Source organism: Gimesia sp. (assembly GCF_048260065.1).
GTDB lineage: Bacteria > Planctomycetota > Planctomycetia > Planctomycetales > Planctomycetaceae > Gimesia.
On the sequence record NZ_JBLXHC010000010.1, the window covers coordinates 74,869 to 99,885 of the forward strand.

Consider the following 25,017-nt stretch of genomic DNA (forward strand, 5'->3'; position numbering starts at 1 on the left):
AATTCGCGAGTTTTCTGATTCGAACACAGGAATACCACCGGGATTTTCGACGCAGACTTAAGTAACTGGAGATTCGATATGGATTTACAACTGACTGGAAAAACAGCGGTGGTGACAGGCTCGACATCGGGAATCGGACTGGCCATCGCACAGACTCTGGTGAATGAAGGCGCGACGGTCGTCGTGAACGGTCGCGACGCTGCTCGGACAGCAGAAGCAGCTAATTCGATTCAGGGGGCAGGGAAAGCGGTTCCCGTACACGGCGATGTGGGTTCTGCAGAAGGAGTGGCTGAGTTTCTGAAACGACTGAATGCGGTGGGTAACATCGATATTCTCGTGAACAATGCGGGGATTTTTCAGCCGACGCCTTTCTTCGAAATTTCCGATGACGAATGGTCACGGTTTTTCGAAATCAATGTGATGAGTGGCATCCGCTTGAGCAGAGCGCTGGCACCGGGGATGCAGGAGCGTGGCTGGGGACGGATTATCTTCATCAGCAGTGAGTCGGGAATCAGCATCCCCGATGAAATGGTCCACTACGGGATGACCAAAACCGCGCAGCTGGCTGTGATGCGGGGACTGGCGAAGACCCTGCGGGGGACCGGCGTGAATGTGAATGCTGTCCTCCCGGGACCAACGTGGACAGACGGCGTTGCCGAATTCGTGGCGCAGCTTGCAGAGGAGGAAGGGATCTCTGCAGAAGAAATGCGGAAAGAGTTCATTCCCCGCTTTCGACCTGATTCCATGATCGAACGGTTTATTGAACCGGAGGAGATCGCCTCAATGGTGACATATGCTGTCTCGCCTGTCTCATCGGCGACGACTGGTGCCGCTCTGCGTGTCGAAGGGGGACTGGTTGATGATCTGGGTTAGCCATTTCAATTTGTAAAGGTTGTACTGCGTTGCAGGCTCACTTGATTTCCCCTGACATTCGTAAGAACATGAACGGCAGGGAAACTCTTTTAAAATCCTGATACACAAAAGGAATACTGAGATGAAAGCCGTTGGACTGACCCGCTATCTACCCATTGATGACCCGGAATCTTTGATGGATGTGGAACTGAAAAAACCGGAGCCGGGCGGGCGGGACCTGCTGGTGGCGGTGAAAGCGATCGCTGTCAATCCCGTGGATACGAAAGTGCGGGCTCCCAAGGACAAGGTCGAGTCAGAACCCAAAGTGCTGGGCTGGGATGCTGCGGGCATCGTGGAAGCCGTTGGTCCGGACGTAGAGTTGTTTCAGCCGGGCGATGAAGTCTTCTATGCTGGTGACATCACACGCCCCGGATGCAATTCCGAGTTTCAACTGATTGACGAACGGATTGTCGGCTCGAAACCGAAGTCACTTGATTTCACAAAAGCAGCAGCCATCCCCTTGACCTCAATCACGGCTTACGAAGCATTTTTTGAACGACTGGAACTGGATGTCGAAGGGGGAAATTCCGGCGAGACGCTGTTAATTATCGGAGGTGCCGGAGGTGTAGGCTCGATTGGAATTCAACTGGCAAAACTGGCGGGGTTGACCGTCATTGCAACTGCGTCGCGGCCGGAATCAACAGACTGGGTGAAGCAACTGGGAGCCGACCATGTGATTAATCACTATGAACCCCTGCGACCGCAGATCGAAGCTTTGGGTATGAAATACATCGATTCGATCGCACTCTTTAACAATACCGATCAACACTGGGACGGCGTCGTCGATCTGATTCGCCCCCAGGGGAAGATTGTTTCGATCGTAGAAAATAAAGATCCTCTGGCACAGTCGATGATGAAGACCAAGTCCGCGTCATTCGTATGGGAATTCATGTATACACGCTCCATGTTTGAAACCCCCGACATGATCGAGCAGCACCATCTGTTGAACCGGGTTGCTAACTGGATTGACTCTGGCCAGATTTCCTGTACGGCAAATCAGGTGCTCTCCCCCATCAACGCAGCCAATCTGCGAGAGGCACACAAAACCCTGGAAGCCGGGCGCACCATCGGCAAGATCGTGCTGGAAGGATGGAGATAAGTTGATTCACTGTTTTTTTGACGTAACAATCGGCTTTTTCCCCGATTCGATCAAGAATTAACTGCTTTTATAGAACTGTTTGAGTAGTGAATTGCAGTCCGGTGGCGGCATTGTCAGAATGAGGGCCGGTTATTGATTCATTTGGTCCGGGGAGAGCGTTTGTGGCGAATTCTGAGTATGTAGATGTATTTCGAACCGGCGCTGTCTCCATCGATCGCTGGCGGACTGAAAATCCGGATGTCAAACCGGATTTAAGCGGCGCTGATCTCAGCGGTGCAGATTTAACGGAAACGAATCTGTTAGGAGCTGATCTCAGCGGTGCGAATTTAGCCGGAGCGGACCTGAGTGGTGCCGATCTGGCAGGAGCCAATCTGACCGGAGCCAACCTGGAAAAAGCCGATCTCTGTTTCGCGGACTTATGTAACACGGATTTGAGCAGGGTGAATTTTCACGGTTCCAATCTACGCGAAGTGGATTTTAATGGAGCAATCTCACGGAATACATTGTGGGTCAAAGTAGATCTCTCCCGCGCTGTGAACCTGGAAATGGTGGTACATGAGGGACCAAGTACTTTAGGCATGGATACATTGATGAGTTCTAAAGGACATATTCCGGCAAAGTTTCTGCGGGGATGTGGGCTGTCGGACGAATTGATTGCATACATCACCGATCATTTTGAACAGACCGCTCTGGAATTCTTTTCCTGTTTTATCTGTTACAGCCCGGAAGATGCAGCGTTTGCTGAAAGACTCCATGCTGCACTTCAATCGAAGGGAATTCGCTGCTGGCTGGATGAGAAACAGACTCTGCATGCTGGGGAGACTTCCATCGATCGCGGCATGAAGATTCTGGATAAAGTCCTGTTGTGTGCATCCCAGTATTCATTGCAGAGCGACTGGGTGAATCAGGAAATCGAACTGGCGATTAATAATGAAGACCGTGAATTTAAACGGGACACGAACGTCATTCATTCACTGCTGCCTTTGAATCTGGACCAGCATCTGTTTGGGAGTTGGGAACATCAGCAGAAAGAGGTACTCTGCAACCGGGTCGCCGCTGATTTTCAGGAAAATGAAACCGATCCAGCAATATTTGACCGGGAAGTTGAACGGTTAATCGGCGTATTACAGTCCAATCCCTGAAGCAGATCATTAGAAAAAACGTTTTATCTGTTTGAAATTTAGTGCAAAATTTCACAGATCAGAAAATAAGACATGACTATGATATCAGTGTGACCACTCTGTGTGGCTGGATGTAATGTTATCAACGTATCATTATCTGTCTATTTTCTTCAGGAGCTGATCTCTATGTGCTCGCTCGAATTCGTCCGCCCGTTGACTGTTACCATGTTGGCACTGTTACTCATCCATGGCGGCAAACCGGTTGCAGCCGATACCGCGAATAAAGAAGCCACAAGGCCCGCTGTCGGAGATACTGCGAAAGATTTTCAGCTGGCGACTCCAGGCGGGCAGAAGGTTTCGCTGTCAGAACAGCTGAAAAAGGGACCAGTCGTGTTACTGGTACTGCGGGGTTACCCGGGTTATCAATGTCCGATCTGCACGCGACAGGTAGGCCAGTTCATCTCCAACGCTGTCAGGTTGAAAGCAGCAAAAGCCAGCGTAGTCATGGTCTATCCCGGCCCCGCGAAAGATCTGGAAAAACGGGCCGACGAATTCATCCGCGATCAGAGCCTGCCTGAGAACTTTTATTTCCTGGTCGATCCGGATTACAAATTTACAAACGCCTATCATCTCCGCTGGGATGCCAAACGGGAAACCGCGTATCCTTCCACTTTCGTGATTGGCATCGATGGCAAGATCAAGTATGCGAAGATCAGCAAGACGCATGGCAACCGGGCGAGTGCGAAAGAGGTCCTGCAGGCACTGGGTAAATAATAATCCAGAGTGTGAATCAATCCCCTGACTGTTTCTGTTTGAGAGTATCAGAATCAGCTCTTTAAGTCGTCGATGATTTCCTGTTCGCCGGGACGGAGTTGACCGGGCGGTGTACGGAACCAGCCGACGAGATATGCAGAAAGACAGAAGCAGGTGACTGCCACGACGAGTATCACAATCGCGGGGGCCAGAATGATCTGCTGCGCAACGAGTGGTGGCACGACAACGATCAGCAGGATCTCCAGTGGCGAGATGCCGACAAAGGCGAGGCCGTAATCCTGTAGAGTTTTGGATTTCAGTTGGGGATCGACAATCCGCAACAGCAGCACGCCAATGCCGACGACGCCGGTCATCCAGCCGTAAGCGAAGATACTGCGTTCGAACCAGAAGTTGTGAAACAGGTGTCGTCCCAGAAACCAGAGCATACCTACCGCGTACAGAAAGCCGAGCAATGACATCACAATGAGAGGCGCCATATATTCGACGACCACGCTGATCTTGATCGAAGCGACCGCAAACGCGATCAGGTAATCGGAGACCGAAGAACCGATGCGGGCCATCACCTGTCGGTCGACATATTTGCCAAGGTGACAGAGTTCGAGCAGCAGTTGCAGGATCGCACTCACCAGCAGCGCCACTGCGAACAGGGGCAGGATAACTTTCGACTCCAGGATATGACGAAACAGGTAGTCGATGCCATGTGCTCCGCCAAAGGCCGCCATGACGATCGCGAAATGCCAGGTAAGCGGATCGAGAGACATGGCACTCACCGTGTTCGTTCCCATTGAGGATTGTTCTTCGGGAGTCAGAAATCCGGAGCGTGTGCTTTTAGGCAGTTCCTGAGCCGACTTGACGAGATGGCTCCATCCCAGGCGAGTGGCGATGTTGATCAAAAGCAGTCCACCAAAGATACCCAGCAGGAGACCAATGGTGGCGAACGTATATCCCAGGCTCAAAGCGTCTTCGAAACCACCTGCCTGTAACGACTCGCTGACAGCAGTTGCGGTGCCGTGTCCTCCCGCGAAGCCTGCGGGCATCATCAGAGCAAAGCCGGGATTCAGATCGGGAAAGAAAAATGGGAGCACATACAGTCCGAACAGTAATGCCACTCCAAACTGACCAATGTAAGCGGCGAAGTTATAAAACCAGGTATCGCCGACATCGCGCAGCATTGTCCGGAGAGAAGGCCGGCGCGGCTGATGCCCGAGAAAGAGTGTCGCGAACAGAATCGCGATCAGTTCATAGGGATAACGCTCCATCGCCGTCTTGCCTTCTGCAGTCAGGCTGAAGGGGAGCAGATCCAGCAGCTGCGGACCGCCAATCAGTCCCAGAAAGCCAGCCAGGATGGGCGCCGGGATCAGCAGGGATTGCAGAAGCCTGATTCGAGAGCGTAACAGATGCGCGATGACCAGCAGGATGGAAATGATGGCGAAGTCGGCGAACATCGTACGGCAAGTATCCTCATTACGACTGTCGGTGATGCTATTTAAACAATTCCGGTCGAGCGTAGCGTTGCATGAGCATACCGCCTGTCAGGTTGCGGACGTCTTTGAAGCCAGACTGTTTGAGAATGCGGGCAGCAATATAACCCCGAAGAGCAGTGTGACAGACCGTGACGATCGGTTTAGCAGGATCGAGTTCCGAGAGCCGCTGACGAAGTTCGTCAACGGGGATGTGAATGATATTGGGAAAGCGGAAGGCCTCGACTTCTTGATCGGTTCTGACATCGAGAATCTGATACTCATCGAGGTCGGCGTCGACTTCCACGATGGAGGCCAGGCCGTCCAGATCATTGCCGGCGACAAAAGCAGCGATATGCACGGGATCTTTGGCAGAGCCGAACGGTGGTGCATACGCGAGATCGAGACCGGCCAGATCGCGAATGGAGGCGCGGAATTTCAAAGCGGTGGCGATGACATCGATGCGTTTATCGACGCCCTCTTTTCCCACGATCTGAGCGCCCAGAACCCGCTCTGTTTCGGGGTTATACGTGAGTTTGAAGAACAGTGATTCTGCACCGGGATAATAACCGGCGTGATGTTTGGGAACGACGATCACGGAACGATTCTCACGGGAAGCTTTTTCTGCAAACTTCTTACTCAAGCCGGTCATGGCGGCGGTTAAGCCGAACACACGGACAATTGCAGTACCAACGGGCGACATCATGGGGTCGGCAGATCCGGTCACCGCGTGTTGACCTGCGATCCGACCAGCACGGTTCGCAGGTCCAGCCAGCGGAATGCGGAGCGGTTCCATCAGCACGCCATGCATGTATTCGACTGCATCGCCGACCGCATAAATTTCAGGATTGGATGTCTGCATGAATTCGTTGACGGAGATGCCGCCGAACTTGCCGATTTCGAGCCCGGCAGCTTTCGCCAGCCCCGTCGCCGGTGCCACACCAATCCCGAGAATAATCAGATCGGTGTCGATTGTCGTGCCATTTCCCAGCGCAACACCAACCGCGGTTCCATTTTCGACGGTCACCTTTTCCAGTGCCGTTCCCAGATGCAGATTAACGTCATGCGCCGTGAGTTCCTGTTGAATCAACTGTGCCATCTCGGGATCAAGGGGAGGCAGCACCTGGGGCTGCAGTTCCACCAGATCGGTCTGCATTTTGAGATGATGCAGCTGTTCAACCATTTCCAGGCCAATGAATCCGGCACCTACCACGACGGCACGCTGGCAATTATGCTGTTCGATATATTCCTTGATGGCATCCGTGTCATTCAGATTACGGAGCGTAAAGACGTTGTGCGCGTCGATGCCCGGCAGTGGAGGAACAATGGGAGCCGCACCGGGAGAGAGAATCAACCGGTCCCAGGTTTCAGTGAAAGATTCGCCTGTCTCCTGGTTCAATACGGAGACGGTTTTCCCGTCTACATCAATCGACTGGACGAGATGTTTTGTGCGAACTTCGATGTTGAAACGATTTTTGAAAAGCTCAGGAGTCGCGACAAGCAGTTTACTGCGTTCGGTGATTTCTCCGCCAATATAATAAGGCAGGCCGCAATTGGCGAAGGAAACGTGTTCGTCTTTCTCGAACAGGACAATTTCCGCATCTTCATTACAGCGCCTGGCACGTGTCGCAGCACTGGCTCCGCCGGCGACTCCTCCGACAATCACGACCTTCACTGATTTCTTCCCTGACATGAGCTGCCTTTCTCGTCTGTTCCTGGTAAGTCAGATTATTCTCAAATTGGATTATAAACAGACCGCGATATCATCACTACTGATTGTCATCTGGATTCGGCTTGTTTCTCAGCTGCGGGAATTATGACTATGGTTCCGCGATGAAACTCATGTGCAGTTCTGCGTGGCGGCGATGCAGCAGATCCCATTCATCCCGGCTCAGTTCACCAAAAAACGGGCTGGGGCAACGTTGGGGTTCTGCTATCAGTCGCTGGATCGCAGTTCGCAGATGATCCAGCCCCGCCTGATCGTCAATAGGATCGGGAAGCAGGGCTTTTCCTGAGTCCCCTTTTAAATTGATGCCGGGCATCATGCCGTTCTTCAGGATCCGTGATTTGAAATAGTGCTTCCCGAGCAATCGAAACAGCCAGGGCAGTCGGAACGGAAAACCATCGAGTGAATAATCCATGAGCCGCGCCAGGTGATCGAAAATCTGCCCTTTCGACCAGTTACCCGTCGTGGGTGCATCTGCAGCAGCTAACCGGGTGGCATCATCGATGATTTCCTGCAATGTGGCGTACGATATTTTTCTACGAGTGGCGGTCTGTGAAGACATGAGTCTGGTCCTGGCGGCAAAGAAATAGAAGAATTCATTTTGCAGAAACAGGTAATTTCTCACAAGTAATTCTGTGTGAATTCAAGAGATTACTGCCAGGTAGCTCCCACAACCGGCAGCTGATTCACCGATTCCTGATAGAAGTAGGTCTGGACTGGTTCCGTTACTTCGGGCTGTATCAGCTGAATCTCTCCCCGCTGATACAGATTCTCGGCAACTCCTTCAACCTCGTCCAGCACTTTCAGGCATCGCGAATCAACGCGCCAGAGCTCTCCGTGAATACTGGTGCCCCCCGACTCCGCTTTGACCAGGCCGGGATAGGAGCCACAATCGTACATGGTATAATCGGCAGTGCTCAACGCGTCTGAGAGAAATGTCTGGTCCTTCAAATAATGTCCACGACAGAAACCACGTTTCAAGGTTCCATAGACAAAAATCAATCTATCTGAATCTGGTGTCATCATGTTTCTATCAGGTTGACAGGTCGTCTATTCTCTGAGTGAATCTCTGGAAATACTTCGACTACAGGATACTCTGATTCGAATGCAGAGAAAATTACTTTTTCCAATTGAACGAAATACGGGCATGAAGACGTTTCGCATGGGAGGCGATTTCACTTAAAATCCGCAGGTGATGTTTGCGTCAATAAGACCAAGATCACAACGATTGTACCTCATCACAGCGTTGAAAGTCCGCCATGGATTGGTTTCTCTTTCTGAAATATCTTTTAATCGCCGTCTGCTGCACGCTGATCGTGTGGTTTACGATCAAAATCGGATTTCGCAGCTCCACAGACATTGAGGCAGTTCCCCCTGAACCCGAGGTTCTGCCCGGCGATGATTCTCGCTCCACAGTTCTACGGCGACTGTACTGGAATTTTACTTCAGTCTTGATCGTCGTGCCCACACTGCTGCTGGTATTGGGGACTACCATGCAGACTGCATCGTGGAATCACCCTGTCACACTCACGCTTGCCGGTGCACTGCTGCTGGTCTGGGGCATGACATTCTGGACGGGAATGCTGGCTTTCCCTGAACCGGTGCAACAAACTGATTTCGCAGATTTCTCTGAGTTCCATGAGGGTCAAATTGCCGACGAGCCATTCCGCGCTCAGCCATCAGAATCTGAGGAGTTGTCTGATGACTGAGACGGTGCTGCTTCTGCTGGGAATGCTGGGCTTATTATGCATGGTACTGGTTCTCTCATTTACACTTTCGGAACTGGCTTATCCTTTATCAGAAACCGGTTTCAAAGCGAGACTGTTGTGTGCGGTGAGAAGGATTGCCCATGCACAGAAGCAGATTCGAAATCGATCTGATCAGTATCTGCTTTTGTTCTCTCTACTGTGCAGTCTGCTGATGTTCTGTTTGTATCCAGTGCTTTATACAATTTTTTCAACCCGAACTGGCAGCCTCTCCAGTCAATCGGAACTGGTGACATGTCGCTTTGCTCCCCTGCTGTTTCTGGGTCTGCTGAACCTGTTGCAGATTGCCGGTGAAGTCAGTCTGGCAATCACAGAGCGACGGCGAATCGCTTCCATCTCATTGATTCTGAATGCTTTTTTCTGGTTGCCACTGCTACTGGCCTGGGCCGCGGTGGTCGCCTATTTACCAGTCTATTCGAGTCATGCCGTACAGGGAGGCCATACTTCTCTCCCGTTGATTGTGCTTCAGCCTGCTGGAACTTTCGCATTGATTCTTGCCTGGATGGCACCTTACTTATTGATCAATGCCTGCCCTGATCGTCGGGTGAGCCCGGTGCAGAACTGGCTCCGTGAATTGCGGCTGGTGACTGGTATCCTGGTTCTGGATCTCGTTGCAGTCAGTCCCAGCTGTTTTTTTCCTTTGGGGGAGAAAAGTACCGGCATGCAGTTCGGGGAACTGGCAGCTTCGCTGGTATTCATACTCGTTTTAGTGGTTCTTGTATTGCGGTTACGAGTCTTTCTCCAGAGATGCAGTGGTTTTGATCCGGAACGTCTCTGGAAGCTGATTTTGTGGCTGGCATTGATCGCGTTAACGGCTTCGTTTCTCGCCTTCCATCTGCTGGGAATGTCCGATCCCCTGATGCATGTACTGCTGAATTTCAGCCTGCTGGCGATCTGGGCCGGGTTCCTGCTGCCGAAAGCTAACCTCAAAAGATTAACAACGACCGCAAAACAAAATTCGACACCCCTCATTGAAGATCAGACGTAAAATGGATGACCTGAAATTTTATCTGCCGGGCACGGGTGACAATCTGCTGTTTCTGACACTGACGGTGCTGGTGCTGTTGATGATTACCGGAATCTACGGCTACCTGAATCTGCCGACACAGCAGAAAAGTGAATCGACCAGACAGCGGTGGGGCTGGCCTGTGTTATCCCTGTTTGCGGTCAGCATCTTATTTTACTGGTTCGGGCAGCCCCTTAATACGGAAGACGGTAGCGGGATCCGGGGATGGGTCATGCAGTTCAGTCCGTTCGTTGTGGGGCTGTTCGTGATCGGGTTCGGAGGGGCAGCAGTTTTTGCTTCCGAATTGAAATGGTCACTGACGGCCGCCACCCTCTCATTCCTTTGCGGAGGGATGCTGTTGCTGCAGGCTGATCTCCTGCCTCTGATCTGGATCTGCTGGCTGATCGCTGGGGGTATGCTGCTGCTGTTTGTCTTTACGGGTATTTCCAATGCAGATTCCCCAACAGATGATGCAGACCCGGAAGGATCGTTTCGCGAACCGTTTTTAGCCTGTCTGGCCTGCAGCCTGTTGTTGTGTGGATTTCTGTGGGTGATTCATCGTGAATGGGGCCCGACGAGCAGACAGATACCTGAGCCTGCTGCAGTCGAAGTAGAAGGCCTGCTGCTGGTCAGACAACTGCTGACGGACCACTGGCCTGCCTTGATTGTACTCATCCTGTTTGTTCTGGTCTGTTTTGTGGGAATCACGCGTTTCATTTCTGATGAACAGGGAAAGCAGCCATGATTCTGCTGACATCTGTCGCACTGTTACACAATCAATTACTGGTGGCGGTACTCCTGATTGCTTTGGGATTTCTGGGTATGCTCCTGCAGCGGAATGCTTTTTCAATGGTGTTCTCTTTGTTGCTCTGGCTGCAGGGTGCCGGTCTGATCTGTGCCGCCTATGGTCAGTCGCGCGGTGTCAGAGAGGGTAGTTTTTCCTTTCTACTTATCTTCCTGTTTCTCTTACCGCTGCTGAGTACGCTCTCCTTCCTGATTCTCCAGTCACAACGGAAACGTCAGAACCCGAAGCCGGTACAGGAAGAAGAACCGGCGACCGAGTCCCCTTATCGTATCTTCCCCGATCAAGGAACAGACTCCGGTGGATAAAGCAATCACAGTGCTCCTGCAGTTAAGCCTGGTCACACCGTTTGTGATGCTGCTGATTGCTGCGCTGGTGACTTGTGGCGTCTTGCGAGGAAAGCCGCACTGGCCGGTCGTCGCTGGTGTCACGCTGACTTCGATCGTCGCTGTGACTTGTCTCTGTTTTTTCAGTTCCCGCCTTGAGCAGCAGACTTATTCACTGACACTGTTGAACTGGCTCGCTCTCGCCGGAAAATCCACTCCTCAATTACAGATCGGCGTATTGTTCGATTCCGTGAGCCTGACATGGTATGGTCTGATTTCACTGTGCTCTTTGTTTTTTCTGTTACTGAGCCCCAGGACTGCAGACAGGCTTGATTCCGAAAGTCGTTATGCGTGGCCGCTCTATCTGCTTGGGTTTTGTGCTGCGACGGGAATTGTGCTGTCGACCAACTTCCTGGAACTGTTTTTCTTCTGGCTGATTCTCTCACTCGGCCTGAATCTGCTGCATGAAGTCAATTTTCAGACAGAGTCTGCTGTAGAGCCAGTCAGTCGACACTGGTGGGGCTGGAATACCTTTTCTGATGCGCTGCTCCTGCTGGCACTCTTTCTGATCCATACGAATTTCTCTTCTCTGGATTTTATGAAAACATTACAGCCTGCTGCGATTCAGGCAGTGCAGGCGCATAACCGGGTCGCTTTGCCGGGAATTGGAGTCACCCTTTTTCTGGCAGTGGTGCCACGCCTGGGATTGTTTCCGGCTTCTGCGCTGGTGATCAGCAATACTCGCCCGTGGCCCGGTCGTTCGCTGGCGGCGTTGAATCTGCTGGCGATGCCTGTGGGACTGTTTTTATTAATGCGCTGTGCGCCGCTGTTACTGGCCGTTGATGCGACCCGGAACTTAATCACACAACTGGCAATCATCTCCGCCGTGCTCACCGGATTTTCTGCGATCACTCTCATGCGAGTATCAGACTGGAGCCGCTGCCTCTGCTGGCTGACAGCCACCCTGACGGGAATCATCGTCGCCACACTGGGATTCAGCGGATCAGAACTTCCTGCAGTGTTATTGCCTCTGATTATAGTACAAATCTGCGTCCTTTCCGTACTCCTCTCTCTGGCCTGCCGACAACAACAGCAACGGCTCTCTGAAACGATTCTACCCACGATCCGAGTCTGTCTGCTCCTGCTACTGGCTGCAGCCTTTATTAGCCTGGGGACATTACTTCCCCCTCTGATCACGGCACGTGAGTCAGTAACCGAGCTACGAAATGACGTTCTCATCTGGTTGATACTGCCACTGGTTGGCGTGTATGTGTTTGGGCTGACCCGGTTCTATTTCAGTCTTTCGCGACAGACCACCACAAAGTCGCATTATCATTTTCCCACATTGTTACTGTGGAGCATCACCGGATTGATTTGCCTGCTGACAATGGCGATGCTCTGCCCGCTCCCACTGGTGCCCGGGTACTGGCAGATGCCGCTGAAAAATTTCGGTCCGGAGTCATTTGAACGGGACTGGTTTTTCTGCTCACTATATTGTCTCGCAGTGCTGGTCGCTTTGATTCTGGCCTGGATGACGGCTCCTCAAACCAGGGGAACGACAAGCCAGCACGCCACCTCCAGCCTGCTGCAACTGGGTGAATCGCATTACCATGCCAACCAGATTCTGAACCGGGTTATCCTTCAGACAGTGAATTATCTGGTTCAATGTGTGGCTTTTCTCGATGACTGGCTGGTAACGGCACTTAGCCGTCGCATGCTGGAGAAGCTGCCCGGATACTGGGGACACTTATTGAGTCAGATGCAAAACGGACAGACGGCTTTTCCGACTCTGGTTCTGATTTTTACGATGTCGATCCTGATTTTTGTGCTGATGGTACTGCAGATTTAAGTGCCGTTATTTCTCGCTTTCTTTTTTCATTATGTAGTTATTGTCATTTGAGTCCTGTATGCACTCGTTTCTGAACACTGTCATCTCACTGTCACCTGTGTTACTGGTTATCATGCCCGTCGCAGGTGCCTGCTTTGGCTGGGGGATTTCCCAGCTGGGGATGGAGTTCAATCGCTGGACCGCATTTTCCAATTCACTCATATCCTGTCTGATTCTGGCCACATTGCTGACAGCACCTGCCTTAAAAGACGAAAGCCCTACCCGTGCCATTTCCATTACACTGAAGTTGCCTGCAGATGAAGTCAGTCATGGGCGTCGAGAAACACCACGTCACTTTCAATGGGCAATCGACCGTGTCTCCCTCTGGTTTCTGCTGCTCCCCTTTGCTCTCTGGCCGGCGCTGATCCTGCTCTCCCGGCGCATAGGAGTGGAATCGCGGGGACATTATTTCCTGCTCATGCTGCTTCAGGCGTTACTGGCGGGTCTGTTTGTTTCTTATGACCTGATCAGTTTTGTTTCTTTCCTGCTGGCTTCGACATTCTGTATGCTTTGTCTGATCCGCATCTGGAGCGGTTCACGCTCCATCCGGCTGCTGGAAAGTACCATGTTTCTGCAGTTTCTAGGCGATGCATTTATCGTGACCGGGCTGTTGCTGGCAGCAACGGGTTATACCTGGATGCAGGGGCTGCTGCTGGAATCGCCTCAACCGGTCACATTTCAATTTAATGATATTTTACAGGGCACCGTGGACGATGTCGCATTGTACCCGCTGGCAGAAACTTACTGGAGTACGATCTCCCCCTGGATTTTTCTGGTTCTGATCACAGGTTTCACCATCAAAGGGGCAATCTTCCCCGCTCATTACGGTATGACGCAATGGATGAGACAGGAATCGGATTCCGCTTTGTTTGAAAAGGATCGCTCCACCTGGTGCCTGGTCCTGCTGGCATTATTCACCAAAATCAGCATCTACGGGATGCTGCGTTTTATGGTCCCGTTAAATCAATCAGTGGTACAGAGCATCTCCGCAGAGATCAGCTTCTGGGGAATGTGTGGCTTTCTCTATTTTTCTCTGCTGGCCTGTCGTGGCGGTCTGGTGCAAAGCATTGTCAGTTTCCTGCTGGGTCAAACCGCATTAACACTTACGCTCCTGTTTGCTGCTGAACCTGCCGCCGTTGCAAATCTGATCATATACAATGTCATTCAGGGGCTGGCATGTTGCCTGTTACTGCTGGTGGTTCCGGTTCTGTCAGTTACTGTCACAGGAAAATCCAGTCGACTACTGGTGTGGATAGCCGGCTTTGTGATTCTGTCTCTCGCAGGACTACCGGGACTGGGCGGCTTTGCAGTGCAGTTTGTTTTATTATGGAACCTCTTACAAGACAGCCTGCTGGTGGCGCTGTTTTACCTGGCTGGCAGTCTGCTGTTTCAACTGGCTTTGATCCGCGGTTTCTGGCAATTATTGAAAACTGCTGCAGAAACTAAAGCGCAGCCAGAAGATGATACGAATTACGAACAGGAACACCGTCTCTTCGCCTGGCTGGCATTCGGTCCCGTTCTATTACTGATCCTGGTAACAGGCATCTCCCCGGCTTCGCTGGCGGAAAAAAACCTGTTACCGCTGTTTCCTGTCCGCATCACTGAGATTGAAACACCAGACGCGGAAAACTGATCAGTTATCTGCGGCTTCGAATAATGTACCACTCTCATTACCGTTTTCCGGCAGGAATTCAAAATGGGAGCCCGCGGCCAGCGTGAAGACCTGCATCCGGTTATTCACCTTGCGACGGTAGAGCAACGGAGTGGCCGCATCAAAAGTATGCGACTCACCGGGTTTTAATTTGTAAGGTCCCCCCCAGTCGCTGTAAGGACTTTTGAGTTCGTATTCCATATCAACTTTGGTGTTATTGGTCAGTTTAAGTTCGGGTACCGTGAAGGTCGCCAGCAGTTGAGGGGCAGACCAGTCGACTTTATTGATACGATAACGTCCAAAACCGAGTTCGATGTCAGGAATCTCTGCGACGGAAGCTGGCCCCTGCTTCGTCCAGCCACTCCAGGCAGACTGAACCAGATCCCTCAGTTTCTGTTGATCGATGCTGGTATCCTGGGGCTTATAATCGGGAGCGAACCGAGCGGTACCGCCGATTTTAGCTCCCCCTTCCCAGTCCAGTTTCAAAGCGCGTTTGGAATAAGTGCGATCCACAATTTCTGCTTCCACATCCTGTCCGAGTGAGAGGGTAAATTCCGCGTAGGGAGTCCATTTTTGATCCGAGGCGGATTTTTTAATCGCCATCGAGATCGCTGCCTGAGGCACCTCGAATCGGAACGGTTTGATATCTGATTTTTTTGACTTCCCGCCATCTTCGACCTGGATGGGTCTGGTGAGTACCAGTTCCGCCCAGATTTTCAAATCATCGCCGTACTGCTTCAGATCGGGAAAGACCTGTTGCATGGTTTTAGGATCAACCAGTGTGTCGAATGAATGGCCGGGAATATCCTGTACGGGAATCCGCGCGACGTCGGCTTGGACCAGCATTTCTGTTAATGGTTTCAGCATGCCAGGCGCGACACCAATCTGCAGGTCAGTCACTTTGGGAATGTCGTTGACGGAACGCCCGAACGAATTCAATCGCTGGATCTGCGCGGGTGGCGCAGCTGAATCAACAGCAGCAACAGTCAATCCAAAACTGAGAGAAATCCCCTGCTTGTCTGTGAGCACCTGGCTTGGCGCGAGCTGCATCCGAGGGTGATAAACGGGAAGCGGCCAGATGGCATCCACGATTTCACTGGCTTCGTCGAAGTTCATCTGCTTTTCCAGTTCTTCAACCAGGCCAGGTACGATGGCTTTGACTTCGTTTTCAATGCGTCCTTTGCTGCCGTAAATTCCGTCAACCAGCCCACTGGAGACCTTTTCCGAGGTCATGCCGATCCCGCGTGTGGATACGCCTGCCGGTCCGGAGACAGACCAGTTGTTCTGGGGAATATTAAACCGGGATCGCAGTAACTGCAGCTTGATCCGATTATCTTTAATGTAAGGCTTCACATCGAAACTCAACCAGACTGGCTCCTGGTAACCGATGCTGACCGAGATCGGCCCTGCGACAGCAGCATGGCGATTGCCGTTCACATAGGTACTTCTGATGTAGAGGTCCACGTTTTTAATGCCGAGCTGAATGTTTAAAGTATCTGCTGCATAGGCTTCAACGGCGGCACGTTCCAGTTCCCCTTTGTAAGAGATCCCGGAAAACTGTACGCTGAAGCTGCGTCCCTGGGCGACCGTGGAATCATAAATGTCATCGATGCCCCCTTCGAGCATATCGGGAGGGACCATACTGGGAACAGCATCTGCCAGCGTTTTGAGGAAACGGTTCCCCAGTCGAACCGAGACGGCGTTCTCAATCACGAGCGCAGGAACAAACGGCGTATCAGCGTCGACTTCAGCAGGACGTTTCTGATCGGGTTTGACCAGCAGCGGCGCGCTGTTGGCAACGTCACTTGACGGATTCAACATCCAGTCGAACAGTGGTTTTGTATAAGCGACTTTCCAGACATCGTGTCCCACATCAGGCACTTCCGTGAAGCGGGGATTTCCACCAGCCTGCTTGACTGCATCGACCATCTGTTTTGTTTCGCTGGGTAATACAACCCGATCGTCGGCTCCCTGGAAGGCCCAGATGGGTGTTTCTTTGAGTTTAGAGGCCCACTCTGCTTTACCTCCCCCTGCGAGGGGCACGACAGCTGACCAGCGTTTGGGATCCGCGGCGGCCAGACTCCAGGCACCATAACCTCCCATGGACCAGCCTGTCAGGATCTGCTGATCGGCGTTGATCGAATAATCTTTCATCACGTTATCAAGAATCTGCAGCGCCCGTTTTCCACCGGGTGAATCGGCGAGCCAGCCCGCCAGCAGGCTTTCCTGCCTGATCTCTGCCTGTGGAAAGACGACGACAAACGGAAAGGAGTTTTCCTGCTGCTTAATCACAGGTCCCAGACCGACCTGAATCGGCTTTAATCCATCGTCGCCCCGTTCCCCCGCACCGTGTAGAAACAGGATGACCGGATATTTTTTCTCAGGGTTATAGTTTTTCGGAACGAAAACCACATAACGATGTTCGCCCTGATCATCCTTGTAAACCGCGTTGACAAAACCCGTCTCCGTTGTTTTTTTCTGTGCCTGCAACTCAGCTGGTGACGGGAGTAGTACCAGGGCCAGCAGTAATAGAGTTGATCGAAACGCAAACGAAAATCGTGTTCGAAGAGTTTGCATTGGTTCAATCCGTTTCCAGATTCTGTCGAATCATAGGGGTGGTCGTTCAATCCGTGAGTGAGAGAATTCAGTGCCGATCGATCATGACGGCCACTGCTTGCTTCACCCTCGATTTTTGTGAGCGTGTGTGTGGCTGTCAACAGTACGCCCGTTTCAGGCCACGATCCGAGCCACTCTCTGGGAAGACGACATTTGGCATGTTTTAAAGAAAAACCATAAAACCCGGTGGATTCGTCGACTTCCTGCCCGTTATCAGAACTGGTGAGAAGAATTGATGAATAATCTGTCCAGTCGAGATCTGACTCAAAAAGGGGCTCACTTTGAATAATCGACGACTCGCTTTCTGTGCCATAGGCATGATCTGCTGCAGTACGGGACCTGTATTCGGGTATCCCCCTCCGGGATTCGGGCCAACAGGCACTACGGCAACCAATCAGGTAAAGCTGGTTGTCAAAGGCGACTACAGGTACATCTATTCTAATGGCATCCCCGATCATCAGGCGGGTCAGTTTCCCAACCGGAATAATCCAAACTCAATTCGGCCACAACATTATGAATATCGTGTGCCTCTGGAACCCAAGGTTTCCCGCAACAGCACACCCAGTCAGCATTCGATCTTTGGTATCGCCGTCAACGGCGTGGTCTTCGATCCGGGAACCGCGGAGTTCTGGAATCGTGACTTCCGATCCGGCTGGAATTACGAAGCACTTTCCGGCAAGATCAATCTGGGACTCGATCAGAGCAATGCGCATGTACAACCTACCGGAGCTTATCATTATCATGGCCTGCCCCACGGTCTGATTTCCAAACAGGGTAAAGCAAATGAAATGACCCTGGTCGGGGTCGCCGCGGACGGATTCCCGATTTATTCACAGTACGGCTACAGCAATGCAGAAGATGCGACCAGCAAACTTCGCAAGATGAAATCGAGCTATCAGCTTAAAAAAGGAAGTCGGTCGGGAGGCCCGGGGGGCAGATATGATGGAACTTTTACAGCAGACTTTGAATATGTGAAAGATTCCGGTGATCTGGATGAGTGCAACGGTCGCTTTGGAGTCACGCCTGAATATCCTGAAGGCACGTATCACTATTATCTGACCGAATCATTTCCGTTTGTGCCGAGAAATTTCCGCGGAACACCTGACCCCAGTTTCCAGAAACGGGGCCCCGGACCTGGTCAGCGTGGCGGATCGGGACGTGGTGGATTCGGTCCTCCCCCTTTTGGTGGTCCACCTGCATTTGGCAGGACTCAGAACACGAGCCGAGGACAGTAAGCAGATTTTTCGACGGCAACTCAACTCGCAGAGAGGAGGGCAAGCAGACGATTAAAGCGTACGAGTGTTGGACTGATTTTCCCGCATCCGATTCCGTGCCCGTGACAGTGTAGGGCCGATCGAATTCTCCGGAATATCCAGTTCACTGCTGATCTGCTGGTAAGACTTTCCCTGCAGATGGTACTGTTCGACAATCTGTGCATCAGTGGGAGGCAGTTGCCTGATCATATTCTGGATTTCTTCCTGATCGTCGACTACCTGCTGGTGACGCGCGTGCTCTTCAGACACATATTCCATTTTGGATTTAGTGGAAACATGGCCTAAGGCTTCTGCCATGCGACGCTCAACCATTTTTTTTACAACGACACGCCGTGAGACCACAGTCAGATAAGTAGCCAGAGAGCTGTTGCCACGAAAGTTCCGCAGGACCCGGTAATCGTTGGCGAGGAGGACCAGAAAGACTTCAGACAGCAGATCATCAACATCATTATCAGTGACGCGAATGCTGCGTGCATGAGCGGTGTGGTGGATGACGTGTGTGAACAGGCCAATGAACCGGTCTACGAAGTCCTTCCATGCTCCCGGCTCTTCAGCGAGACAACGCCTGAGCAAATTCTTGTCTATGTCTGTGAGAGCCACAAGTCGCCTCAATTCATTTAAGTCGCTGCCGTCTGGCAGCAAGCGAGTTAAGCCTGCATCTCATTATACACCGAAGTCCATCCTCCGTGTTGCAAAAAAATGCCCGAAATCGAAATGATCGTTTTAACCTGATCATTAGTAGTAAAATCTGGGTATTTTGCCCGCGAACTTTACTGGTAACTGCGATTTAAGGCAATACGATCCTGAAAAATATACAAAAACACACATTTTCAGCTATGATCGGCACGTTTTAACAGACGTCTGAGGCAGAACTTGCTAACCAGAAAATCTATACAAAATCTCACATCAGTTCGTTTTTTCTGATTTTTTTGACATCAGCTCGGTTTCAAGAGGGGGTGCCGGACGCCGTTTGACCAGCAGGACAATGCCGGCAATCACCAGGGGGATACTCAACATCTGCCCGACACTCAAAGGCAGACTCTCTGCGAACTCCGCCTGTCGCATCTTGAAAAATTCCAGCACGAATCGGGCTGTAAAGACCATGATAAAGAACAGGCCGATCAGTAACCCGCGCGGCGTTTCGCTGCGATATTTTCGATAGAGCAGCAGGAGGATTATAAAAAAGCAGCCATAACAGAACGACTCATACAGCATGACAGGGTGTCGAGGCAGCAGGCGATCTTCAGGACGATCTAAACCCAGGCCGTCTTCAAACACGATCGCCCAGGGAACATCGGTCACACGTCCCAGAATTTCCGAGTTAAAAAAGTTACCAATGCGAATGAAAAAACCGGCCAGAGCGACAGGAATGGTCAGACGATCCAGCAGCCATAACAAAGGCTGATCCGGATGATTGCGTGAATATAGCCAGGCGGAAAGGGTAATTCCGACCGCTGCTCCGTGGCTGGCGAGTCCCCCTTTCCAGATCTGCAGGAATCTGATGGGATCGCTGAGATACTCCATCGGATGGTAAAACAGACAATGTCCCAGGCGCGCACCGATAATGGTTCCGAGCACCATATAAATCAGCAGTGATTCCACATCGTCGACGTTCCGTTTTTCGGTTCGAAACATCCAGCGCAGCAACAGATACCCACAGATGAAACCGGCGGTAAAGAAGAGACCGTAGTATCGAATCTTGACCGGACCGATTTCAAACAGGACGCGGTTAATGTCCCAATGCAGATAGTCGTTCTGTGGATTCACGTGACTCATTACTCCTGGATTCTGAAGCACAGATCTCTGGTTCCGATCTGAGATTTCAGAATGCCTTCAATATGCTATGATAAACAGACCGAAAGATAGACCATTCTGCGAGTTAAGCCTAGTCCGAATTGATATTTCCAGCCTGGTTTGACTTTGATCATTGTTTTTTCCCCTGAATCTCCGTTGAAAGCATGATTTCCAGATGAACACGATTGTGCCTCGACTGATCTCAGGACTCACCGCCGCTTTAGCAGGGCTGGCGGTAATGGAAATGCTGCGGCTGAAAGGGGCAACCCTCGTTCAGCAGTTTTCTCTGGCAACGCTGCTGGCGCCCTGCGCCACTGGTGTGGTGCTGCTGGGAATCGCTGGCTGTCTGATGCCAGGCCGGTTCTGGGAACGAATCCTGTCGAAAGGACAACAGCTCCATTCGGCACTGGCATTACCGCGGCCCATGGTGAATCACTGGACGGGCAGCCTGCTGCTGTCTGGTTCCCTGATTGTCTATTTTATTGTGATCATGACTATTCTTCCGCAGCAACCGCTGCCGGACAATAACGATCAGGCTTCCTTTCTGATGCAGGCGAAAGCCGTTCAGGAGATGGGAGGACCTGCAACACTCCTGCAGCAACTGCTTACTGGTGACTATACCGAAGCGAATCAACATCCGCTGTATGTCGCTCTGCTTTCAAATTTCCCCAGTTATGAAACAGGCAAACGGTTGTCGGCAATGTGTGGCTTGTGCGCCTTGCTGATCTTCACAATGGGAATCGCCCGTTACTATGGAAATCTGGCAGGGGGCCTTACGGGGATTCTGCTCAGTATCAATGCCGCTTATTGTCAGTTGACGGCCCGCGTCGTCTGTGAAGGACTGTTGCTGATTTTCGTGGCGGGAGTGTGGCTGATCGTTTTGCGGATGCCCGAACTGCGCAAGTCAGAAAGTTTCCCCTTTTTGAAACTGACGGGGATTGGACTATTGCTCGGGCTGGCGTGGCTCACAAAAGGCACCGCGCTCCTGCTGATGCTGGGACTGATCGCCTGGCTGTGTTCGTACACAGTCAACTGGCAGCGCTGGTTTCCCGCAATGCTGCAACAACAGCCTGGAAATAATTCAAAGCCGAAAGAGAATCAGACAGAACGAACGACTGTCCCCTTGAAACGGGTTGCTGTCAGTCTGATGTTGCTCCTCGTCAGCTTCTCTGTGATTGCCGCTCCTTTATTGATTCGCAATGTGCGCGTTTACGGCAGCCCCACTTTTAATGCCAATTCGTACCTGCTGTTTGAAGATGAATTCAGTGAACCCCACGCGTTGATTCAGGAACGGGGCTCGCTCCGAAATGCGGCGCAGCATTACTGGCAGACACATACGATGACTGACATCATCAAGCGGGAAGTCAAAGGCCTGCTGTGGCAGACCTTCATCTTCCTGCGCAGTCTGGGTCCCCTCCCCTTTGATGAGGGACGACTGTTCTTTGGACTGCTGGCGCTGCCGTTTCTGATCATCGGCCTCCTGTCGGAAACCGGACCAGCCCGGCGACTGTACCTGATCTGGATGCTGCTGTTCTGGCTGGCATTTGCCTGGTATCTGCCTATCGCAGCCGGCGAACGGTTTCTGATCCCCCTGCTGCTGCCGAGCCTGGCATTCGTGAGTCTGGGCCTGATACGCACCGGCCAACTGCTGCTGACTCGTAAACCTGCTTGAACTGCTTCTCTTGTGCGGGAATCAAACCTCTCAGACAGGAGTCGACCATTTTTTTCGAAGCAGAGGCATGATGAGTGGTACCAGCCAAAGCGCGATGCAGAAGATTCCCAGGGCGGCTGAGATAGGACGGTTAAAGAAGGAAAGGATGCTGTCGTCTTTGGAGAGGTTCTGTACGAAAGACTGTTCCAGTTGACCGCCGAGAATGATGCCGAGCACAACCGGCCCGAGCGGAATCGCGAAGACTTCCAGAATAAATCCGAGGATGCCCATGCCGAGCATGACCCAGACATCGAAGTAGCTGCCGTTGATGGAGTACGAACCGACGACACAGAACATCAGAATTAAAGGCATCAGGATGCGGCGGGGAATACGCACCAGCTGCGCACCACTGCGAATGGCCAGGAATCCCAAGGGAATCAACAGCAGGTTGGCCAGGATAAACGTCAGATAAATCCCGTGCACGAGAACCAGCTGATCTGGATTTTCGAAAATACCAGGACCGGGAGTAATATTTTTCATCAACAGCACGCCGATCACGATCGCGGTCACCGAGTCGCCGGGGATGCCCAGGACAAGCGCGGGAATCCAGGCACCGGCGAGAGCCGAGTTGTTGGCACTGGTAGCATCGCCGACCGCATCGAGAGAACCTTTGCCATACTCTTCCGGAGTTCTGGAACATTTTTTGGAGACGGCATAGGAGATCCAGGCAGCAATGTCGGCCCCGGCACCGGGAATCATGCCGATCGTCGAACCGATACAGCTGGAACGGAACCAGCTGAATTTCCGTTTCCAGAGTTGAGGCAGAACGCCACCAAAGACGGGTTTCAGATGCTTGAACCACGACTTGTCTTCTTCCACAGGGATTGCCGACTTGAGTTTTTCGGTTTCTTCGTCTGTCTTCGAAGTCAGTGTATTGCGAAACACTTCGGATAACCCGAACAGACCAATCATCGCTGGAATAAAGTTGATCCCGGTAAACAGTTCATCAAACCCAAAAGTGAAGCGAGGCACGCTGTGTACTTCGCTCAGTCCGACTGTCGCAAACATCAAACCGATCATCAGAGCGAGCGCTCCCTTGAGACGCGAACCGGTAGAGACGATGGCGGCACAACTCAAGCCGAGCACATAGAGCCAGAAGTATTCGTAGGTTGTAAATTCAAACGCAATCTTTGCCAGTTGCGGAGCGGCAAGGATCAGCACGAGTGCCCCAAACAGACCGCCGGCCACACTGAAAACCAGCGAAACACCGAGAGACGTTTCGTGCAGACCGCGGCGGGTCAGCGAATATGCATCGTCGGTATATGCGGCCGAAGAGGGAGTCCCCGGTATTCGAACGAGTGTGGTCGGGATATCACCGGCAAAAATACTGCAGGCTTCCAGTGTCACAATCGCAGCGATGGCAGACAGGTTATCCAGATAAAAGGTGAGTGGAATCAACAATGCCACCGCCATCGTTGCCGTCAGCCCCGGGATGGAGCCGACAAACAGTCCGTAGACGGCTGAGAGAAAGATCACCAGCAGGACTTCGGGTGAGACAATATTCTGTAACGCGGTGATGAATGTCGATTCCATGTTGATTCTTCAAGTTGCGAGGCGAAGGTCAGAGTCAGAACAAAGTCGAGTCGAAAGGCTACCAGCCAAGCAGACCGCGTGGCAGGGGAACTCTCAGAAGTTGGGCGAACAGGGTATAGATTCCTGGAATGAACAATACTGTAATCAAAGCAGATACCCACCAGCGTGTACCAAACTTACAGAGCAGCAGAAACAGAACGGCACCTGCAGTCAGAATGAAACCCAGTTCTTCGGCGAACAGTAAGTAAAAAACGATTCCACCCAGAACGAGAACCGTGTTGACGATGCCCTGCCGCGTGACGGCATCGCCGGTTACTTCCGGGGCGAGTGCATGAACCTTTTTCTGTACCGCCAGGCAACTCAGGATCACACACATGGCAACCGCGATCATCCCGGGAAAGACCAGTGGTCCGGTATCCCGTGTCGACATCTTCGCGAAGGCATCACTGGTCAAGAGTTTTCCCAGCGTCTCGTCATTCGATTTCAGGAAAGCCGAGAACTCTTCACCAGCACGATAACGGGTGCTTAAGCCTGCTTCCCGCATCGCCTCTGGAAATGAGATCCCATTGAGTTTGACCTCACCGTCCGTAATTTTTTTGACGGCTGCCGAAACTTTCTCCACGATCGGTTCCGGCGTCCCGGCAGGCAACGCCAGGCCGTTCCAACCTGAGATGCTCCAGTTCATTCCCTGCGAAGCAAAGGTCGGCACATCAGGAAACTCTGCCAGGCGTTCTTCAGCCATGACTCCCAGGCAGCGTACTTCCCCGGATTCATACAGCGTCTTGGCTTCCGGGAGACTACAACAGACCAGGTCAACCCCGCCACTGGCCAGTTCTTGCATGGAGGGACCCGCGCCGTTCATGGGGATCCACTTAATGTCTTCGGCATTGAACCCGCTGAAGTCGAGCCAGCCCGCCAGCGCCAGATGCCAGATGCCGCCACTCGCCGTACCGGTGGCTGTCAGTTCGCCGGGGTGCGTTTTCACATAGTCCTGCAGTTCCTGCATATTCTGAAACGGAGAATCTTTTTTCACAAAGACGGCAGCAGCACCGTCGACGAGGGAAACGATCGGGGTGGCATCCTGATGCGTGAGTTGAGTCAGGTTCTGCCAGTGCAGCATGTTGAGTTCGCCGGTAATGATGGCCAGCGTATAACCATCGGGACGGGCATTGAGACCGCGGCTGTGGCCGGTCACTCCGCGACCACCTGTCGCATTAATGACATTGACGGGAACGCCGAGTTCCTGTTCCAGATACACGCCCAGCTGTCGAGACGTGCGATCTGTCGCACCGCCGACCGACCAGGGACAGATAATCGTAATTGGTCGATCCGGATAATTTTCGACCGTACTCGAAGCACAGCCATTCAACAGAAACAGGCAGAGAAAAAGAAGTTTCCACCGGACACTAACAGTAATCATCGCGCGTTGATTCATCAGTTCAGTACCAGAAAGGATGGGAGATCAAAATTTTAAGAAGAAACCTGCCTGAACAGCAGATCGCCTGTTCCTAGGATGCAGAGCCGGATCGAGCCTGTCAATAACCAGCAATCAGGCAGT

General features: G+C 52.1%; 21 protein-coding genes. 12 read left to right on the plus strand and 9 right to left on the minus strand.

Annotated features, from left to right (window positions below):
• The first annotated feature begins 78 nt into the window (after positions 1-78).
• From ACN0YN_RS18655 to ACN0YN_RS18670, 4 genes are all read left to right on the plus strand, one after another.
• Positions 79-873, plus strand: coding sequence for an SDR family NAD(P)-dependent oxidoreductase (locus ACN0YN_RS18655; protein WP_417386515.1), 795 nt, complete (start codon positions 79-81; stop codon positions 871-873).
• A 121-nt stretch (positions 874-994) separates the two neighbouring features.
• Positions 995-2,011, plus strand: a complete 1,017-nt coding sequence (locus ACN0YN_RS18660) for a zinc-binding alcohol dehydrogenase family protein (RefSeq protein WP_417386516.1) — start codon at positions 995-997, stop codon at positions 2,009-2,011.
• Positions 2,012-2,172: 161 nt separating this feature from the next.
• Positions 2,173-3,153 (plus strand): pentapeptide repeat-containing protein, encoded by a 981-nt coding sequence (locus ACN0YN_RS18665; RefSeq protein WP_417386517.1) that lies wholly within the window; start codon positions 2,173-2,175, stop codon positions 3,151-3,153.
• Between the two features lie 165 nt (positions 3,154-3,318).
• A complete protein-coding gene (locus ACN0YN_RS18670) occupies positions 3,319-3,906 on the plus strand; it encodes a peroxiredoxin family protein (protein WP_417386518.1) in 588 nt (195 codons plus the stop codon).
• A gap of 53 nt (positions 3,907-3,959) precedes the next feature.
• Here ACN0YN_RS18670 and ACN0YN_RS18675 read toward each other — a convergent pair whose 3' ends face one another.
• From ACN0YN_RS18675 to ACN0YN_RS18690, 4 genes are all read right to left on the minus strand, one after another.
• Positions 3,960-5,351 (minus strand): sodium/glutamate symporter, encoded by a 1,392-nt coding sequence (locus ACN0YN_RS18675; protein ID WP_417386519.1) that lies wholly within the window; start codon positions 5,349-5,351, stop codon positions 3,960-3,962.
• Between the two features lie 37 nt (positions 5,352-5,388).
• Entirely contained in the window at positions 5,389-7,059 is a 1,671-nt protein-coding gene (locus ACN0YN_RS18680; protein WP_417386520.1) for an FAD-dependent oxidoreductase, read from the minus strand.
• A gap of 127 nt (positions 7,060-7,186) precedes the next feature.
• Positions 7,187-7,654, minus strand: coding sequence for a DUF1569 domain-containing protein (locus ACN0YN_RS18685; protein ID WP_417386521.1), 468 nt, complete (start codon positions 7,652-7,654; stop codon positions 7,187-7,189).
• Between the two features lie 89 nt (positions 7,655-7,743).
• A complete protein-coding gene (locus ACN0YN_RS18690; RefSeq protein ID WP_417386522.1) occupies positions 7,744-8,118 on the minus strand; it encodes a gamma-glutamylcyclotransferase family protein in 375 nt (124 codons plus the stop codon).
• 233 nt (positions 8,119-8,351) lie between these two features.
• Here ACN0YN_RS18690 and ACN0YN_RS18695 point away from each other — a divergent pair, with 233 nt between their 5' ends.
• The 6 genes from ACN0YN_RS18695 to ACN0YN_RS18720 are packed head-to-tail and all read left to right on the plus strand — an operon-like array spanning position 8,352 to position 14,513.
• Entirely contained in the window at positions 8,352-8,801 is a 450-nt protein-coding gene (locus ACN0YN_RS18695) for a hypothetical protein (RefSeq protein WP_417386523.1), read from the plus strand.
• Entirely contained in the window at positions 8,794-9,846 is a 1,053-nt protein-coding gene (locus tag ACN0YN_RS18700) for a hypothetical protein (RefSeq protein WP_417386524.1), read from the plus strand. Before ACN0YN_RS18695 ends, ACN0YN_RS18700 begins: the two co-directional genes overlap by 8 nt.
• A gap of 1 nt (position 9,847) precedes the next feature.
• Entirely contained in the window at positions 9,848-10,609 is a 762-nt protein-coding gene (locus tag ACN0YN_RS18705; protein WP_417386525.1) for a hypothetical protein, read from the plus strand.
• Positions 10,606-10,974: a hypothetical protein gene (locus ACN0YN_RS18710; protein ID WP_417386526.1), complete on the plus strand. Its 369-nt coding sequence runs from the start codon at positions 10,606-10,608 to the stop codon at positions 10,972-10,974. Before ACN0YN_RS18705 ends, ACN0YN_RS18710 begins: the two co-directional genes overlap by 4 nt.
• On the plus strand, positions 10,967-12,841 hold the full coding sequence (locus ACN0YN_RS18715; RefSeq protein ID WP_417386527.1) for a hypothetical protein: 1,875 nt from the start codon (positions 10,967-10,969) through the stop codon (positions 12,839-12,841). Before ACN0YN_RS18710 ends, ACN0YN_RS18715 begins: the two co-directional genes overlap by 8 nt.
• Positions 12,842-12,899: 58 nt before the next feature.
• Complete coding sequence (locus tag ACN0YN_RS18720) at positions 12,900-14,513, plus strand: proton-conducting transporter membrane subunit (RefSeq protein WP_417386528.1); 1,614 nt, start codon at positions 12,900-12,902, stop codon at positions 14,511-14,513.
• Here ACN0YN_RS18720 and ACN0YN_RS18725 read toward each other — a convergent pair whose 3' ends face one another.
• Complete coding sequence (locus tag ACN0YN_RS18725) at positions 14,514-17,108, minus strand: alpha/beta hydrolase-fold protein (RefSeq protein ID WP_417386529.1); 2,595 nt, start codon at positions 17,106-17,108, stop codon at positions 14,514-14,516.
• Positions 17,109-17,428: 320 nt separating this feature from the next.
• Here ACN0YN_RS18725 and ACN0YN_RS18730 point away from each other — a divergent pair, with 320 nt between their 5' ends.
• Positions 17,429-18,382 carry a YHYH protein gene (locus tag ACN0YN_RS18730; RefSeq protein ID WP_417386530.1) on the plus strand — a complete coding sequence of 318 codons (954 nt, stop codon included), beginning with the start codon at positions 17,429-17,431 and terminating at the stop codon, positions 18,380-18,382.
• A 51-nt stretch (positions 18,383-18,433) separates the two neighbouring features.
• Here ACN0YN_RS18730 and ACN0YN_RS18735 read toward each other — a convergent pair whose 3' ends face one another.
• Together ACN0YN_RS18735 and lgt are read right to left on the minus strand one after the other, a co-directional pair.
• Positions 18,434-19,021: an RNA polymerase sigma factor gene (locus ACN0YN_RS18735; protein WP_417386531.1), complete on the minus strand. Its 588-nt coding sequence runs from the start codon at positions 19,019-19,021 to the stop codon at positions 18,434-18,436.
• Between the two features lie 306 nt (positions 19,022-19,327).
• Positions 19,328-20,197, minus strand: a complete 870-nt coding sequence (gene lgt, locus ACN0YN_RS18740) for a prolipoprotein diacylglyceryl transferase (protein WP_417386532.1) — start codon at positions 20,195-20,197, stop codon at positions 19,328-19,330.
• Positions 20,198-20,390: 193 nt separating this feature from the next.
• Between lgt and ACN0YN_RS18745 the strand changes: the two genes are divergently transcribed.
• A complete protein-coding gene (locus ACN0YN_RS18745; protein ID WP_417386533.1) occupies positions 20,391-21,887 on the plus strand; it encodes a hypothetical protein in 1,497 nt (498 codons plus the stop codon).
• 30 nt (positions 21,888-21,917) lie between these two features.
• Here the strand turns inward: ACN0YN_RS18745 and ACN0YN_RS18750 are convergent, their stop codons facing one another.
• Complete coding sequence (locus tag ACN0YN_RS18750) at positions 21,918-23,459, minus strand: tripartite tricarboxylate transporter permease (protein ID WP_417386534.1); 1,542 nt, start codon at positions 23,457-23,459, stop codon at positions 21,918-21,920.
• Between the two features lie 58 nt (positions 23,460-23,517).
• The gene (locus ACN0YN_RS18755) at positions 23,518-24,894 is read right to left on the minus strand and encodes a tripartite tricarboxylate transporter substrate-binding protein (protein WP_417386535.1); all 1,377 of its coding nucleotides are present in this window, start codon (positions 24,892-24,894) and stop codon (positions 23,518-23,520) included.
• Positions 24,895-25,017 lie beyond the last annotated feature (123 nt).

Bases quoted from the DNA above. Each gene is read 5' to 3' on its own strand.
- ACN0YN_RS18655 (WP_417386515.1), top strand. From the start codon at position 79: ATGGATTTACAACTGACTGGAAAAACAGCGGTGGTGACAGGCTCGACA.
- ACN0YN_RS18660 (WP_417386516.1), top strand. From the start codon at position 995: ATGAAAGCCGTTGGACTGACCCGCTATCTACCCATTGATGACCCGGAA.
- ACN0YN_RS18670 (WP_417386518.1), top strand. From the start codon at position 3,319: ATGTGCTCGCTCGAATTCGTCCGCCCGTTGACTGTTACCATGTTGGCA.
- ACN0YN_RS18675 (WP_417386519.1), bottom strand. From the start codon at position 5,351: ATGTTCGCCGACTTCGCCATCATTTCCATCCTGCTGGTCATCGCGCAT.
- ACN0YN_RS18680 (WP_417386520.1), bottom strand. From the start codon at position 7,059: ATGTCAGGGAAGAAATCAGTGAAGGTCGTGATTGTCGGAGGAGTCGCC.
- ACN0YN_RS18685 (WP_417386521.1), bottom strand. From the start codon at position 7,654: ATGTCTTCACAGACCGCCACTCGTAGAAAAATATCGTACGCCACATTG.
- ACN0YN_RS18690 (WP_417386522.1), bottom strand. From the start codon at position 8,118: ATGATGACACCAGATTCAGATAGATTGATTTTTGTCTATGGAACCTTG.
- ACN0YN_RS18695 (WP_417386523.1), top strand. From the start codon at position 8,352: ATGGATTGGTTTCTCTTTCTGAAATATCTTTTAATCGCCGTCTGCTGC.
- ACN0YN_RS18700 (WP_417386524.1), top strand. From the start codon at position 8,794: ATGACTGAGACGGTGCTGCTTCTGCTGGGAATGCTGGGCTTATTATGC.
- ACN0YN_RS18705 (WP_417386525.1), top strand. From the start codon at position 9,848: ATGGATGACCTGAAATTTTATCTGCCGGGCACGGGTGACAATCTGCTG.
- ACN0YN_RS18710 (WP_417386526.1), top strand. From the start codon at position 10,606: ATGATTCTGCTGACATCTGTCGCACTGTTACACAATCAATTACTGGTG.
- ACN0YN_RS18720 (WP_417386528.1), top strand. From the start codon at position 12,900: ATGCACTCGTTTCTGAACACTGTCATCTCACTGTCACCTGTGTTACTG.
- ACN0YN_RS18725 (WP_417386529.1), bottom strand. From the start codon at position 17,108: ATGCAAACTCTTCGAACACGATTTTCGTTTGCGTTTCGATCAACTCTA.
- lgt (WP_417386532.1), bottom strand. From the start codon at position 20,197: ATGAGTCACGTGAATCCACAGAACGACTATCTGCATTGGGACATTAAC.
- ACN0YN_RS18745 (WP_417386533.1), top strand. From the start codon at position 20,391: ATGAACACGATTGTGCCTCGACTGATCTCAGGACTCACCGCCGCTTTA.
- ACN0YN_RS18750 (WP_417386534.1), bottom strand. From the start codon at position 23,459: ATGGAATCGACATTCATCACCGCGTTACAGAATATTGTCTCACCCGAA.
- ACN0YN_RS18755 (WP_417386535.1), bottom strand. From the start codon at position 24,894: ATGAATCAACGCGCGATGATTACTGTTAGTGTCCGGTGGAAACTTCTT.